This window comes from Haloarcula vallismortis ATCC 29715 (assembly GCF_000337775.1).
Classification (GTDB): Archaea; Halobacteriota; Halobacteria; order Halobacteriales; family Haloarculaceae; genus Haloarcula; species Haloarcula vallismortis.
Map to the genome: position 1 here is coordinate 1 of NZ_AOLQ01000057.1, position 13,636 is coordinate 13,636.

Annotated in this window: 21 protein-coding genes; 5 read left to right on the forward strand and 16 right to left on the reverse strand. The window is 66.8% G+C overall.

What is annotated here, in order from left to right; genetic code table 11:
* Nucleotides 1–30: 30 nt before the first annotated feature.
* Complete coding sequence (locus C437_RS13710; protein WP_004517568.1) at nucleotides 31–744, forward strand: tyrosine-type recombinase/integrase; 714 nt, start codon at nucleotides 31–33, stop codon at nucleotides 742–744.
* A 2-nt stretch (nucleotides 745–746) separates the two neighbouring features.
* Entirely contained in the window at nucleotides 747–1,592 is an 846-nt protein-coding gene (locus C437_RS13715) for a site-specific integrase (RefSeq protein WP_004517569.1), read from the forward strand.
* On the opposite strand, the gene C437_RS13720 is transcribed toward C437_RS13715, so the two are convergent.
* From C437_RS13720 to C437_RS13735, 4 genes are read right to left on the reverse strand one after another with little or no spacing between them, the layout of a single operon-like run.
* Entirely contained in the window at nucleotides 1,589–2,041 is a 453-nt protein-coding gene (locus C437_RS13720) for a type II toxin-antitoxin system VapC family toxin (RefSeq protein WP_004517570.1), read from the reverse strand. The two genes, C437_RS13715 and C437_RS13720, sit on opposite strands and share 4 nt — an antisense overlap.
* Nucleotides 2,038–2,304: a type II toxin-antitoxin system HicB family antitoxin gene (locus tag C437_RS13725; protein ID WP_004517571.1), complete on the reverse strand. Its 267-nt coding sequence runs from the start codon at nucleotides 2,302–2,304 to the stop codon at nucleotides 2,038–2,040. The genes C437_RS13720 and C437_RS13725 overlap by 4 nt, the downstream gene beginning before the upstream one ends.
* Entirely contained in the window at nucleotides 2,301–2,759 is a 459-nt protein-coding gene (locus C437_RS19930) for a winged helix-turn-helix domain-containing protein (protein ID WP_004517572.1), read from the reverse strand. Before C437_RS19930 ends, C437_RS13725 begins: the two co-directional genes overlap by 4 nt.
* Nucleotides 2,752–3,000 (reverse strand): helix-turn-helix domain-containing protein, encoded by a 249-nt coding sequence (locus tag C437_RS13735; protein ID WP_074655010.1) that lies wholly within the window; start codon nucleotides 2,998–3,000, stop codon nucleotides 2,752–2,754. Before C437_RS13735 ends, C437_RS19930 begins: the two co-directional genes overlap by 8 nt.
* A gap of 202 nt (nucleotides 3,001–3,202) precedes the next feature.
* Here C437_RS13735 and C437_RS19935 point away from each other — a divergent pair, with 202 nt between their 5' ends.
* The 3 genes from C437_RS19935 to C437_RS13750 are packed head-to-tail and all read left to right on the forward strand — an operon-like array spanning nucleotide 3,203 to nucleotide 4,538.
* Nucleotides 3,203–3,928 (forward strand): SWIM zinc finger family protein, encoded by a 726-nt coding sequence (locus C437_RS19935; protein WP_004517574.1) that lies wholly within the window; start codon nucleotides 3,203–3,205, stop codon nucleotides 3,926–3,928.
* Nucleotides 3,925–4,293, forward strand: coding sequence for a DUF7344 domain-containing protein (locus C437_RS13745; protein WP_004517575.1), 369 nt, complete (start codon nucleotides 3,925–3,927; stop codon nucleotides 4,291–4,293). The genes C437_RS19935 and C437_RS13745 overlap by 4 nt, the downstream gene beginning before the upstream one ends.
* Nucleotides 4,290–4,538 (forward strand): hypothetical protein, encoded by a 249-nt coding sequence (locus tag C437_RS13750; protein WP_004517576.1) that lies wholly within the window; start codon nucleotides 4,290–4,292, stop codon nucleotides 4,536–4,538. The genes C437_RS13745 and C437_RS13750 overlap by 4 nt, the downstream gene beginning before the upstream one ends.
* Before the next feature lie 244 nt (nucleotides 4,539–4,782).
* Here the strand turns inward: C437_RS13750 and C437_RS13755 are convergent, their stop codons facing one another.
* The 12 genes from C437_RS13755 to C437_RS20845 form a co-directional block, all read right to left on the reverse strand.
* Nucleotides 4,783–5,184, reverse strand: a complete 402-nt coding sequence (locus tag C437_RS13755) for a hypothetical protein (RefSeq protein WP_004517577.1) — start codon at nucleotides 5,182–5,184, stop codon at nucleotides 4,783–4,785.
* A gap of 13 nt (nucleotides 5,185–5,197) precedes the next feature.
* Nucleotides 5,198–5,722 carry a hypothetical protein gene (locus C437_RS13760; RefSeq protein WP_004517578.1) on the reverse strand — a complete coding sequence of 175 codons (525 nt, stop codon included), beginning with the start codon at nucleotides 5,720–5,722 and terminating at the stop codon, nucleotides 5,198–5,200.
* 91 nt (nucleotides 5,723–5,813) lie between these two features.
* Nucleotides 5,814–7,604, reverse strand: coding sequence for a phage tail tape measure protein (locus C437_RS13765; RefSeq protein ID WP_004517579.1), 1,791 nt, complete (start codon nucleotides 7,602–7,604; stop codon nucleotides 5,814–5,816).
* Nucleotides 7,597–8,130 (reverse strand): hypothetical protein, encoded by a 534-nt coding sequence (locus C437_RS13770; protein ID WP_004517580.1) that lies wholly within the window; start codon nucleotides 8,128–8,130, stop codon nucleotides 7,597–7,599. The genes C437_RS13765 and C437_RS13770 overlap by 8 nt, the downstream gene beginning before the upstream one ends.
* 15 nt (nucleotides 8,131–8,145) lie before the next feature.
* Nucleotides 8,146–8,364 (reverse strand): P-loop NTPase family protein, encoded by a 219-nt coding sequence (locus C437_RS13775; protein ID WP_004517581.1) that lies wholly within the window; start codon nucleotides 8,362–8,364, stop codon nucleotides 8,146–8,148.
* Nucleotides 8,361–8,753, reverse strand: coding sequence for a hypothetical protein (locus C437_RS13780; RefSeq protein WP_004517582.1), 393 nt, complete (start codon nucleotides 8,751–8,753; stop codon nucleotides 8,361–8,363). The genes C437_RS13775 and C437_RS13780 overlap by 4 nt, the downstream gene beginning before the upstream one ends.
* A gap of 192 nt (nucleotides 8,754–8,945) precedes the next feature.
* Entirely contained in the window at nucleotides 8,946–9,179 is a 234-nt protein-coding gene (locus C437_RS13785; RefSeq protein WP_004517583.1) for a hypothetical protein, read from the reverse strand.
* Complete coding sequence (locus C437_RS13790) at nucleotides 9,172–10,515, reverse strand: hypothetical protein (RefSeq protein ID WP_004517584.1); 1,344 nt, start codon at nucleotides 10,513–10,515, stop codon at nucleotides 9,172–9,174. Before C437_RS13790 ends, C437_RS13785 begins: the two co-directional genes overlap by 8 nt.
* A 1,176-nt stretch (nucleotides 10,516–11,691) precedes the next feature.
* Nucleotides 11,692–11,928 (reverse strand): hypothetical protein, encoded by a 237-nt coding sequence (locus C437_RS13795; RefSeq protein WP_049919813.1) that lies wholly within the window; start codon nucleotides 11,926–11,928, stop codon nucleotides 11,692–11,694.
* A 292-nt stretch (nucleotides 11,929–12,220) separates the two neighbouring features.
* The gene (locus C437_RS13800) at nucleotides 12,221–12,445 is read right to left on the reverse strand and encodes a hypothetical protein (protein WP_004517587.1); all 225 of its coding nucleotides are present in this window, start codon (nucleotides 12,443–12,445) and stop codon (nucleotides 12,221–12,223) included.
* Entirely contained in the window at nucleotides 12,442–13,119 is a 678-nt protein-coding gene (locus C437_RS20840; protein ID WP_004517588.1) for a winged helix-turn-helix domain-containing protein, read from the reverse strand. Before C437_RS20840 ends, C437_RS13800 begins: the two co-directional genes overlap by 4 nt.
* 229 nt (nucleotides 13,120–13,348) lie before the next feature.
* Nucleotides 13,349–13,636: hypothetical protein (locus tag C437_RS20845; protein ID WP_206537048.1), on the reverse strand; the 288-nt coding region annotated here is incomplete at its 5' end.

The window sequence follows — 13,636 nt, forward strand, 5'->3', positions numbered from 1 at the left end:
TTATCCCGGCAAAACCTTTGGCAGATAACAATGGCGAAAAGCAAGAAATTCAATCCACTCGACATACCTGAGGCAGAGGCGTTCGACGACGCGCTCGACGACCAGGACGACTTCCTGACCGAGCTCACCGGCCGGGTGCTGTTCAACACCGGGATGCGTTCCGGGGAGTTCACGCACATGCGCACGGGCTGGGTCCGGCGTGAGAACGGCGGCGGGATCGTCCTCACCATCCCGAAGCGCGCAGTCTGCACCAGCGGCCGCGGCCCGATCGGCCAGCAGAACCCCGACGGGACCGACCTTCACTCCCGCGGCCAGCCCTGCACGCAGTGCCGGAACAGCGGCGAGACGAACGACTGGACGCCGAAGACCGAGAACGGCGACCGAACGTACCCGCTCACCGAGCGCGGCCTCGAGGACGTCGGTGAGGACCTCCTGTGGTACTTCGAGCGGAACGACCAGATCCCGTTCGGGAACGAGGGCGTGAACCGCCGAATCCGGCGCATCGCCGAGGACGCCGACCTCGCCGACACCCGCGGTCGCGACGAGAAGGGTCGCATCCAGGTGACGTCGCACGACCTCCGGCACACCTACGGGACGCGCCTCGCGCGGATGGGCTTCGACCCGGCCGCGATCCGGGACACGATGGGCTGGGGCGACATGTCGATGGCCGAGCGGTACATCGAGTTCACCGGCATCCGGAAGCGCCAGGCGTTCGCCGACAACTGGGACCCCGACACCTACTGACGATGGACCGCCGCGCTCTCCCACTGACGCCCGCCCAGCTCGAGGAGCTCCTCGAGCACGCCGAGAACCCGCAGGAGCGCCTCCCCGTCGAGATCATCGCCGGGACCGGCGTCTCCCTCCAGGAGTTCCTCCACCTGCGCGAGGACTGGATCACCTGGCCGAACGACGTCGACGCGCTCGACGTCCCGCTGCTGCGCATCCCGGAGGAGGCGCCGTGCGGTCGTACGCGCCTCCAGCCGAGCCACCAGACGGTTCTCTCGCCGACGCCGGCGACACCGCCTTGTCTCGACTGCGAGCGCCAGCCCGGGCCGAGTAAGTTCTTCGTTGATTTCGACCGCCGGGCGCGCCGGGTCCCGCTCGTCGACGAGGATGCAGCTGACGCGCTGCGGTGGTGGTTCGATCGGTACGACTGCATCCCCTTCGGCCGGGATCTCCGCGGGTTCCGGACGCTCGTCGAACGCACCGACCTCGAGAACGTGAGCGCTCAGGACCTCCGGTGGACGTTCGGCCGCCGGCTGGCCGACATGGAGTTCCCGCGCGAGGAGATCGCCGACGTGATGGGCGTCAACCCCCGCGCCGTGACGATGAGCCGGGTGCTGCGCGCGTCGTCGACGGACTACGGGATCCAGACCCACCACACCGTCGAAGAGTACCTGGACGCGATCGGCGAGCCGGGCGATACCGCGACGTCGGCAGAGCTCGCCGAGCGGCTGGACCTCGTTCGCGACGCCGTCACCAAGCGCCTGCGGACGCTCGTCGACGAGGATGACCGGGTGGAGGCCGTGAAGTCAGGGCACCGGGGAGAAGGCCGTAAGAATGTCTACCGTCGCCTCGAGGCCGACAACTAAGCGTCGCCGGTGTCGGCTGGGACGACGGTGAACCCGAGGGTGCGGAAGTCGCGCGCGTCGAACGTAAAGACGTGGTCGACGTCGCGCTCGGCGGCGAGGACCGCCGACATGTGATCGACGATCGAAATCTGCTGGTCGTCGTACGCGGTGAACTGCTCGAGGGTGGGGTCGAACACGTCCTCACCGGGATACAGGACGGTGAACGCCGGCGACTCCCGGATCCGAGTGAGGGCTTCGACGGCGGTCTGGTGGTCCGACCGCCGGAGGATGAGCGTCCCCAGCTCGCCGAGGACGTAGCCGCTCGTGTACAGCGGCCGATAGAGCAGGTCACCGTCGCGTATCTGGTTGAAAACGTGCCGCGCCCGATCGTGCCGGGAGGCGTCTTCGACGAAGTGCGCGAAGAACGCGCCGGTGTCGACGAACAGCGGTGTCGTCCCGGGGCCGCTCACTCCTCGATCTCCCCGTAGACGATGTCGTCGACGTCCTCCTCGTCGGTCGGTTCACCCTCGAACGCCGGCGCCGAGAAGAACGGGTCGTCGGCGTCGATGCCGCCCTCCTGGACGGCGACCGTCGCGTCCAGCGCCTCGAGGGCCTCCTCGCGGGTCGGTGCCTGCGCGGTCAGGCCGGAGTCCTCGTCGGTCGCGACCCAGTGGCCCTCCTCGAAGGTGAGCGTGATCTTGGTGCTGCGCGGGTTCTCAGAATCGGTGCTCATGTGTGATCACTCCTGGAGAGACTCCACGCCAGTGAGTTCCCGATCTTCTTACTCGTGACCCGACCGGCATCCTCCAGCTGGCGCAGTCGGTAGTCAGCGCTCGGGCGTTCGATGCCGAGTTCGTCGGCGACGTCTGTGGTCCCGGCAAGGCCGCCCTCGCTCTCGATCGCGTCCAGGAACTCGTCATCTTCGTATTCTTTTTCGAACCAGCCATCGTTTTCGACAGGGCTCTCAGAGTGGTGAGAACGGTGGCACGATGCGCAGAGTGTCTCGAGGTTCTCCAAATCGTTTCTCCCGCCTTCGGCAGCCGGTGTCTGGTGGTGGACGTGCAACTGGACGTCGCCGTCCGGGCCGCCCTTCACACCGCACTCCTGACAAGTGTAGTCATCGCGGATGATCGCCTCACGACGACGCCATTTCCATTCATCGCTGGCCGTCCCTGACGTCTCACTCATCGGAATTCTCCCCTGCGAGCCGCCAGAGGTTCGCGTTGGCGACCTTCTGTTTCTCGACCTGGCCCGCGTCGGCCAGGTTGCGGAGCTTCTTGTACGCCGCGTCGTACTCGGCGCCGACGGCGTCGGCGATCTCGGAGGTACCAGCGCTCCCGCCGAGGTCCTGGATGGCGTCGACGAACTCCTCGGGCGGGTGCTTCTCGACGAACTGGCCGGTCGATTCGTCCCGGACGCGGTCTCCCATGTGCGAATTGCGCGTGTCCATTCCAGTTAGATGTAGCGGTCGCGCGGCCCTTATTCCTTTCCACCCACTTTGAATGGGGAAGTTTTATACCAATACAGGTAGTTTGAATGGGTAGAGACAGACCGGCCCGTCGGGGCGTGACGATCGCAGAAGCGCCCCACGGTGTAGGAGCACCGCAGGGCCGGGGTCTCTGGTGAAACCCATGCAAACGAACGCACTCGCAGCTCTTGACTGTAGCGAAGAGACCGAGAAACGCGCCCAGTGGGAAGGCTTCGAATTCGCCGTCGACGGCGACGTCGTCCAGGTGAGGAACACCTCGCACGACGATCCCAGCGAGCACACCTACGACGTCCAGCTGGACGACCAGGACGTCCCCGCCTCCTGCACCTGTCCGGCCTACGAGTACCACGCCGGGGCGTGCAAGCACATGGCCGCCGTCGCGATCCGTGAACCCGTCCTCGAGGCGGCCCGATCGGCACGGATCTCCGGCCCGGACCCCACGCCGGCGACCGACGGCGGGATCATAGAAGCCGGTGACGACGGCGTCATCCTCGAGGCGAGCACCGGCCCGGCCTACCTGGACGTCGACGCCGAGGCCGCCGCTGCGGCGATCCACGACTACTACCGGTACACCTGCGCGACGCACGACTGCCTCGGGTACGTTCCCGCAGTCCGAAACGACGACGGGGAGCTCGCCGTCTCGCGCGGCGGACTCATCCGCTACCCCGACCGCGGCCAGTGGGAGCGCCCGTCGGTCCTCGTCGACGACGTCCCGCGCTACCACCAGTTCACGCGGCCGACCTGGCGCTCCGACGAGGACTGGCGCGAGGTCGTCGCCGAGCGCGTCCGGACGACGATCGTCCTCGGCGGGGAGACCTACCGCGTCGACGCCGAGGCCATCGCCGCGGCGCTGCGGGAGGAAGCATGAACCTCGAGGACGTCCACGACGTGCTGCGGAGCGAGGACCGCCGGGCGGTCGTCCGCCGGCTCGCGAACACCGAGGCCACCAGTTTGGCGCTCGATGAGCTCGCGCAGGCGGTTGGGGACTTCGCCCGTGACGGCGACGGTGACCGGGAGCAACTGTGCGCGTCGCTCCACCACTGGCACCTTCCGAAGCTCAGCCAGTACGACATCGTCGACTACGACGCCGAGACGGGGTGCGTCCGGTCCGGGCCGCACCTCCCGATCGTCGCGACGGTCGGCACCGCAGCGAGCAGCGCGTTCTCCGGCGCCGGCGACCGGGTGAGTGACCGCGATACTGTGCCGGCCCGCCAGGAGGGGGAGCGAGCGTGAACCGGTACCGCGCCCTCCAGCAGGCTCGCGACGTCGTCGACGACTTCGACCTGGCCGACACCGAACGCGAGCGGGACGCACTGGTCAGCGACGACCGGTTCCTCGCCGTCGCGTCGGTCTACCAGGAGGTCCGGGTCCTCGTCGACTATCGCGACAGCCTCGGCGCCGTCCAGGAGGCCGCCGACTGCCTCGAGGAGGCGGTGCGCGAGAACGCCGACCGCGTCCTCAACCAGCCGGAGCGCTGAGGCGGGGCGGCGGCGGAGTCTTACCAAACGCTCAGACGGCTTCCTTCTCCCAGATGTTTGGTAAGGCGGTAAAGAAAACAGCGTCGTAAGGCGTGTGTTCTCCGAAAGCAGAGGGGCTGGACCCAGACACTCTTGCCAGCGCCTCGATTTTCGCTGGCAAGACGACCTCTGCCTCATCAAAGAGGCATCTAAACACACGTACTGGAGCACTAGAAAACTTCCGGTGGGGAGGGTGAGAGGCGGCTCAGTCCAGGCAGGCCCGGCGGACGAGGTGCGCGAACTCCCGCTGGCGGTCTCCCTCAAGGACGCGAAGGTACACCGCGGCGTCGTCGAACCCCTGCTCGAGGGTCCGGTCGTACGCCTCGGCGACGGTGATCTTGTCGCTCGTTGTCCTCGGGTCGTCTGCGGGATCGAACCCGCCGACGGCCCCGATCGCGACGTGCTCGTGGGCGTCGGCCGCCGACGGGAGGTCGCTCGGTCCGAACCACGCTCGGAAGACGGCGACGGGCGTCGGCGTGCTCTCGCGGTCCAGGAGCGCCTCCAGCCGCTCCACACGGTCGGTGTAGGCCTGCGGGTCGCCGGGGAGGACCTTCTGCGAGAGGAACTCTACTGCGCCTTCGTCGAAAGCTGGGAGCGTTTGGGGCATCGGTCGCGACGGCTCACAGGTCCGACACGGTCACGCCGCGCTCTTCGACGTCCGGGACGCCCGAGAGCTCGGCGACCTTGAGGTCGTGACCGTCCAGGAGCTCCTCGAGGCCCTCCCGGTGCTCCTTGACGATCGTCTGCTGGCCCGCCCCCGAGGACCCGGCGACCATGTCGATCGCCTCGAGGTGGGTGCGTGCCTGTTCGACTTCGCTGTCGCTCAGGTCGGTGACCCGCTCTTCGTCGACGCCGGCGAGGGCGGCGAGGTCGCTGCGCGGGTCGGGGTGGAGGTCCTCCTCCAGCTGCGCGACGTGCTCCTGGATGCGCTGGACGGTCGGGTCGTCGGTGAGGCCCGCGTCCTTCGCCTGCTCGAGCTTCAGCTTCATGTCCAGGAGCTCCATCTCCCGGGCGCGCTCCTCCCTCCGACGGGCGAGTTCCTCGTCGACGTGGTCGGCGTTGAGGCCGTAGTCGTCGTCGCCGAGGTCGGCTTTTCGTTCTCTCAGTTCTGCGATACTCATCTCGGTGAGGTCGTTCTTGCTCATGTGAGTTTCCGTAACTGCTGTTGGTTGGTCGTCGATCCAGGTGCTCGCCCTCGCCCGGTGACGGGGTCCGCGGGGTCATCGCCCGACGTCGTCAGAACGTACTCGCGTCTTCCCGCGAGCGGCTCTCGCGGTTCGCTTCCCGGACGGCCTCCTTGACCGTCCGCTCGATCTCGCTCGAGGAGGCGCCGCCGAAGTCGGCGCCGCGGAAGTCGTAGTGGTTCGACTTCTCCTTCTGGCTCTTCTCCTCGGTCGGCTGGTCGGAGGACTCGCCGCCTTCCTCCCCGGCGCTATCGGTCTTCAGCGCGTCGAGTTCGATCGACTCCTGGATGTCGCCGAAGTCGATGTTGACGCCGGGGATGGCGTTGACGACGTTCATCGCCCACTCCATCAGGTCCTGGATGGCGGAGACCGCCGTGTCGACCCAGCCGAGGACGGAGTCGATGACGTCGGCGACCAGGCCGGAGAACCAGCGGAACATCTCGCCGACCCAGTTGATGATCTCCCCGAGGTGCGAGATCGTGAAGATCACGATGCCGAGCGGGCCCATGAACAGCGCCCACTTCCCGAGGAGCTGGCCAATCGCAGTGATCACCGCGTAGACGACCTCGATGACGAACTCGATGGCCCCCACTAGGGCGTTCCACCCCCCGGTTACGGCGCCGATGATGTCGTTCCAGAGGCCGAAGTACGAGATAGCAGCTGCCACTCCGCCGATGAGGGCAGCGACCGCGACCACGACGCCGGTGATCGGGCCCGTCAGCACCCCGATCGCGGTGGCGAGTCCGTACGTCGAGACCATCGCACCGGTCGCCGACGTCGCGTACATGTAGTACGCCGCCGTCGCGGCCGTCGCGACGATCGCCGCCGTTTTCACCGGTCCGGGAAGCGAGTTGAAGGCGCCCGTCAGCCATGTCAGCGCATCGAGCGTCGCCGAGAACGCCGGGAGTGCGACCTTCAGTATCGTCGTCCCGAGCTCGCCGACCGCGGCGGTCGCTCCGATCGCACTCCCGCCGAAGCTGACGAGGTCCTCGTCGAGCGCCGTCGCCTGCTCGCGGAACCACACAATCGCGGTTGGGATGTCGCGAATCACCCCCGCGGTCCCGGCGAGCGTTCCCTCGAGGCCCCGCACCGTCTTGTCGATCTCGTCGAAGATCGCCGGCGCCGTCTCCAGGACCGACGACCCGAGCGTCGCAGCGAGCGGTCGGAGCGTGTCCTGCATCTGGGCGATGCCCTCGCTCGCGATGCCGACCAGGTCGACGACGCCCTCGAGGCCGGCCATCGCGAACTCGGTGTTCGCAGCGGTCTGGAGGGGCTCCATCGCGTCGGAGATCGACGACTTCAGTTGGTCGAATATCTGCTGCATCGCCTCGCCGGAGTCGGCGATGTCGGAGTTCGCAGCGGCCATGTTCTCGGCCTTCCGCTGGAGGCCGCCGGCGAACATCCCGGCCATCCCGGCGGCCGCTCCACCAGCAGCGGTTGCGATGCCGCCGAGGGCCCCGCCGAGCCCGACGATCGGGGGGATCGCGCCGGCTGCGAGCGGGCCGATCTTGCTGAGGTTCCCCTGGACCGGTCCGAGGGAACCAGCGAGGCCCGCGCTCGAGGCGGCCGCCGCGCCCTGCGACTGGCTGAACGCCTGGAGCTGCGCGGCGGACGAGGCGGCCTCGTCGCCGACCTCGTCGACGGCGCTCGCTGCGGTCCGACCGCTGACGGCCATCTCCATCGCGTCGTCGTCGACGGCGTCCAGGGCCTGGCCGAACGCACCGAACTCGGCGCCGGACTCGACAGCGGCGTCGCCAGCAAGGTCCGCAGCACCGGCGATGCTGCGCATCGCGGCCGTGATTCCGTCGGACGCCAGGAGGCCGACCTCGAGCGAGCTAAACATCGGGACTCCCCCGCATCGCTTCTCCGAGCCGGGCGATCGCGTCGGCGAGCGCGTCGACGTCGTCGCCGATGCACAGCCAGGCGAGGTACGCCGCTTCTCGAGGCCCGCCGGCAGTCGTGAATCCGAATGCCGCGTAGACGGCGTCCGCCGGGTCACGCGGGAGGGCGACCTCCGGGACGACACCGGCGAACGGACCGTCGAAGTCGATGCCCTTCTCGACCTGCTCGGCGCCGGCGAGCTCGAAGACGTCGCCGCCGGTTCCGCGCCGGACCTCGAGGTCCTCGCCGATCGGGAGCGCGGGGAGCGACGACGCCTCCAAGTCAACCGGTGCGAGGGTGCGGAACTCCTCGCGGAGCTCGTCGAGGACCTCGCCGGTGAGGACGTTGTACTCGGCGAGCGCCTCCTGGACGTCATCGTCCGCGCGGCGGGTCCAGCAGCTGTGACAGCAGTACAGTTCGCTTCCGCCCGCGGTCGCGACGTGGTGGCTCTTCGTCGGCGAGCCGCAGGCGAGACAGTTTCCGTTCATGTTCTGTTGATGATGTTAGGGGCGCGGCCCCGGGGAGTCCGAGGCCGCCTGCACTCGGTTCGACCACTCTTCCTCGGCGCTCTCGCGCTGATCGTCGGTGAGATCGGCGTGCCCGTGCGCGTCCCGCAGGAGGAGCATCGTCAGCTCGTCGGTGCTGAGGTCCTCGACGTCCTCCGTCGACGTCGACAACTGCTCCAGCATGCGCTCGAGCTCGCGCTTCGATTTCCGGGTCATAGTTCGACGTCGTAGTGCTCCTCCAGGCGTTCCAACCGCTCCTGCACCTCCTCGAGGTCGCGGTCGGCGGTGATCTGCCGGCGGACGTTCATCGCGTACGCCATTGCCCGGACCCACTGGATGCGGGTCTTCTCCTTGTCCACGTCGCGGATACGGCCGTTGTTGATCTTCTCGCGCGCCGTCTCGATCGCGACATCGAGCGTGCTCAGCATCGCGTCGTAGTCCTCGAGCGCGACCTCGTCATCGCCGGGCGCCTGCTCGTCGACGTCGGTGTGGAGGTGACAGCGGTCGTCGGAGCGCGACGGTGGGAGCTCGCAGGGCTCGCCGTCCGCGGTGGCGTAGCCGCAGCGGTCTCCTCGCGCGCCCGCGCTCGCGTTGTCCTCAGTCATCGCGAACCCCCGGGGGTCGGAGGTGGTTGTTGGCGGTACAGCTGCTCAGTCGATGGATTTCCAGAATCATCCGTGTCGTAAAATGGTGCTTAGCGTCGGTTTCCGCGCGGTACATCTGGACGTCGGCGGCGCTGGGGAACGCTGGTGCTCCTGGTGGCGGACGTCGGCGACGTCGTCCTAGACGTGTCGGCGTCAGCGGTCAGGCAGTTCCTCTGGATTCGGGTCCGGAGACGTGGGTTCCACGGTGATCCACACCTCTGGCGGGACGGCGTCCTCACTTGCGAGGTCGTACAGGACCGCGTCGACGCGGTACTCGCGGTCCAGGTGAACGCGCTCGCCCACCCGCGGGACGGGGAGATCGCCCTCTCGGGTGCAGATATGGTCCTCGCCAGGCTCTTCGGCGAAGTTCAGGACGACCTCAGACATCGCTTGGGAACACCTCCGAGGGCGTCCACCGCTGGCGACAGCACGGACACTCCCACTCCCTCCCGTCGCGATGAGCGTCGGCTGAGAGCATCTGGCCGTCCGTCGGGCAGGTCGGCGTCAGGAGCCTCACCGAGTCCTCGTCATCCGCGTCCGCGTCTGTCTCGGGCGTCGGAGCAGGGTCAGGAGGTGCTACCGGGCCGGCATCGGCGGGCGGCGAGTCGGTAACGACACCACCGTCCGCCCGGATCTGCGTCGCGCCCTCGAGGTCGTCCATTCGGTCGGTGACCGTGACGGGCTCGGTGTCAGCGTCCGCATCGACATCGCCGTCGTCGGTGGCTTCGACGTCGTCCGTCGGTGGGGCCGACCCGGTCTCTGCGTCCGGGTCGTCCACCGGTTCGAACTGCTCGGTCTCCTCAGACCACGCGAATTCGATGCGGTCGAGGACACGGTCCTTGTACTCGTTCACCGTCTCACGGTTCTCAGGACTCACCTCGATGCCCGCACGGTCAGCGGCCTGCGCGAACTCTTGGCGAGTGAACGCTGGCGGTGGCGTCTCGTAGTCGCCGCCGAGCTCGGAGACGATCTCTGTCGTCTGCTTCGCCCGCCAGGTCTCCGGCGGGAGGAAGATGTCCGGGCCGGAGCCCTTCTCCCAGCGCTTCACGCCTTTGTACTCAACCACGCGCGGCGTGTACTCGTCGTGGTAGTAGTCCGTCCCGGTGGTCTCGGCGTCGATGGCGTCCTCGAGGTCGTTCTCGGAGAAACTGTCCCCGAGGGAGCGAGCGATCTTCCGGGTGACGCGCTCGGATTTGGAGAGGCCGTCCGCCGTCTCGGGACCGTCGTCGGTGGCCTCTGCGAAGGCACGCTCCGCCTCGGGGACGACGCGGTCGAACTTCTCGACGAGTCGTTCCTCCCGACTGCCGCCGAGATACCACGCGATCACGCCGCGGAGAACCTCGTGTTTCGAGAGACCGTGTGCCGCGGCGTACTGTTCCATCTCCTGTTTCACGTCCTCGTGGACGCGCACGAACTGCCGACTCGACTCGGTGTCGGCGAGAGACGGAACCCCCGGGAGATTTTTTTTCTCGTCCGTCTCACGAGAGAGGCCGGCCGCCTCCAGGAGCCGGTTGGCGTGGTCCTCGAGTGGGTGGACGTCGCGGTACTCACGCCAGGACTGCTCGATCTGGACGCCGGCGTAGAGACGGGATTCACCCCACTCTTCCTCGACTTTCTCGGTGAACTCGGCCCACCGATCGTCCGGAACTTCCCAGCCGAGCTTCACGCGAGACGAAGTGGTCACGCCGACCACCCCGTGAGCGGCGACGTGCCAGACTGGCACGAACGTGTCAGACTGTACGTACGTACGTAACGTTCTGGCACGTAACAGTAGTAGTAGTAGCAGTGATCAAGAGGAAGAAGCGGGTTCGCGGGTCGGTCACTTTCGCTCCTAACCCGCCTCCGTCCGGCGGTTTCCCGGTTCTCCGTCTCCGCTCGTGAGTGTCGGGGGGACACTCTCGGGAGCCGTCTCGAAAAAAAATCTTTTCTGAGGACCGTCCCGGTCGAACGGGTCGCGGGACGCTCCTCGATCGAGGCGATCTCGTCGTCGCGGTTCGTCGTCGTGGTGTCGGATCGATTGTGTGGGTGCATGTGCGTGTGATGGCGCTTCTGCACCAACGTGCGCTGACGTTGCCTCAGCTGAACAAAGTCGCCGCTGCTCGGGCGAAACGCTTATTCAGCATCGGCGAGAAGGGACAGGTGTCCAAGCGGTCCCTTCTCGGTGCGGTTGTTCTTTCGTAGCTTCTGCTTTAGAGAAGCCACGTCTCCCATATAAACGTTAGGTGCCTGCGTCTGACGCTGGACGCCGATCACGCTACTGGGAGCGAGCTTCAGGCGATGCATTTCTCTCCGTGTGCGCGATCTCATCGTCGTCTTCCAGCAGTTCCGCAAAGAATTCATCGTAGGTACGGTCGTACCCTTTCTTTCTCCGGAGCCGATTGCGCATTTCCGTGCTGACTGGGATCGAGTTGTCGGACATGGTTTTCTGGGTGCGCGCCCCGGCGGGACAGCTGGCCGCGAGGCTCATCGTGGCGTGTGCTTTTGGACAATCGTTGCGAGTACCCCGGTCTATCGAGGGTCTTCGCGTACCCCACCGCAGTGACGTGGGTAGTGTGCGGCGTGACGGGGCGATACCCAGGGCTGTGGAACCCAGCGATCATCCGATTCCTCGTGGAACCGTCACTACGGGGTGGCGAGCCTGAGTGGGGTGGTCTTCGGGATCGTCTCCCGCTCGGGGAGCGCGTCAATTAGGGAATTAGACTATTCCCCTAAATAGCTACCGACTGAAGTGCCGAATTCAGCCGCGAGAAGCCCTGTACCTTACCAAACACTCTTTGAGAATGGTCTCTCTGACGTTTGGTAAGGCAGGGGGATCGGTCGAACGCAGTCGCTGGTGGTCTCGTGTCGATCACGCCGGAGCAGTCCATCTTACCAAACAATTCCTAGCGCTCGCTTCGAATCAGTTGGTAAGGTCCACCTCGGCCGTAGCGGCTGTGTCGTTCGCCTCGTCGCAGACGACCTCGAGGAGCTCGTCGTAGAGATCGGGATGGTGCTCCTCCAGGAGCGCGCAGTCCTCGCGAAGCTGGTTCTGGATCCGGCTGCGGATGCGGGAGACCGCCTGATAGCGTCGGTCTGGATCGACGTCAGGGTCGGTGAGGATCTCCCGCTGGCGGTCCGTTAGTAGAGCGCGTGACATGCCTCGGGCGACGCCGGCTTTCCACATAGTTATGGTTCCTCTATGCTTGCAAGGTTCCAGTATAGGGGAACCTTTATTATCAGGGAATAGAAACCGAGGAGTGCGGCGACCGCCGGCCGACGGCGGAAGGCCTTCGGCGACGGCTCGTGTCCGCAGCATCACCCTCGGAGGCACGCGATACCAGTCGCGTTCCCCACCCCACCACCCACCTGCTCCCACGCACGGAGGGACGCTGCGGGACTCGATACCCACGGAACGGTTCGACGCCAGCTGCTTTCTGACCGAGTTCTGATTACTGCTGCTCGTCGCGACGTTCGACCGTGAGGTCTACCCCGAGCGCGTCCGGGAGCGCCGACTCGACGACGATCTCGAGCGCCGCCGCACAAGCAGGGCAGTCGAACGCGACCCGGATCTCGCCGTCCTCCACCGCTGTCGGCACCTCGCCGAAGTCTCCCTCGAGGATCTCATCGCAGGTAGGACACCGGAGGACGTCGTCGTCCGCGCTGTCGGAGCTCATCGTTCCCCCTCGCCGGCGCGGTCGTCGACGAACCGGTAGTCGCTGTGGCTCTCTCGGTACTCGACGTCGTCCAGCGCCGCGATCGCGGGACGGACGATCTTCCGCCACCAGGCGCCGCGGTACCGGTCGCCCGGCTCGAGCTCGGGGACGTCGTACCCGAGGGGGTGGTCGGGCATCACCTCGGTCACGATCTCGCGCATGGACGCGGGCCCGTGCTCCTCGAGGTACTCGCGAACAGCGTCGACGGCGTTCAGGGCGTCCCGGCGGTCGACGTGCTGCGGCGCGTCCAGGAAGGCCGGCACCGCGTCCCCCGGCGCGTGTTCTCCGAGCGTCGACGTCGTCTCCTCGTGGACCTCTCCCCCGGGGTCGGGGCGACGGTCGTCGGGTTCGGCGGGCGGATCCGGCGCCGGCGATGAACCGGATACCGCTATATCTTCCGTCGTTGGAGGGTCCTCGGCGGTGAACCAGACGAGCGACGCGGCGATCTTCTTCGACGCAACCTGGCCGGCGTCCTCGAGCCGGCGGAGACGGTAGTCCGCGCTCTGTCGGACGACGCCGAGCTCGTCGGCGACCTCGCTCGTGGCGGCGGGCTCGTGCTCTCGGACGGCCTCGAGGACGTCCTCGTCGGCGTGGCGCTGGGTGAACCGTCCCTGGGAGTCGCGGTCTTCTTCCATAGCAGAGGGACATGCTCGCGCCTGTGAGTTAAACCCTCTGCTACTGTAGCAGACCGTCCATTTGCTACGGGAGCAGAAGGTCCCTCTGTCACCGTAGCAGAGGGGAGGAACGTCCTCGCGAAGGCGTCTTCTGAGTCTTAACCAACACGGGCTCTCGGGGGACCGGTGGTGTTGGTTAAACGCTCGCCGGGGAGGGGGCGGGCCTCCGGCGTGATCGCGCCGGTCCCCGTCACCTTACCAAACATCTGACGGGGGTGTGTTCGTCCGAGCGTTTGGTAAGACGGCCCCCTCTCGGCGGTTCGTCGACGGTGATCTCTCTGGGAGGAGACACGTCGCCGGAGCGCACCGCGTTTCCGGTGCCGGTGTCGGCCGCGATCGTGGGGCCCGCGCTACCCTGTGATTTCCACTGTTCTCTCTTTTGGTCGATTGGGGGAGTCTTCCAAAAGATGCGGCCGGACGGCCACCTCCCGACCGCTGAGACGCCCGATTTCGAGGAGTTCAGGTTTTGGGAGAAAGC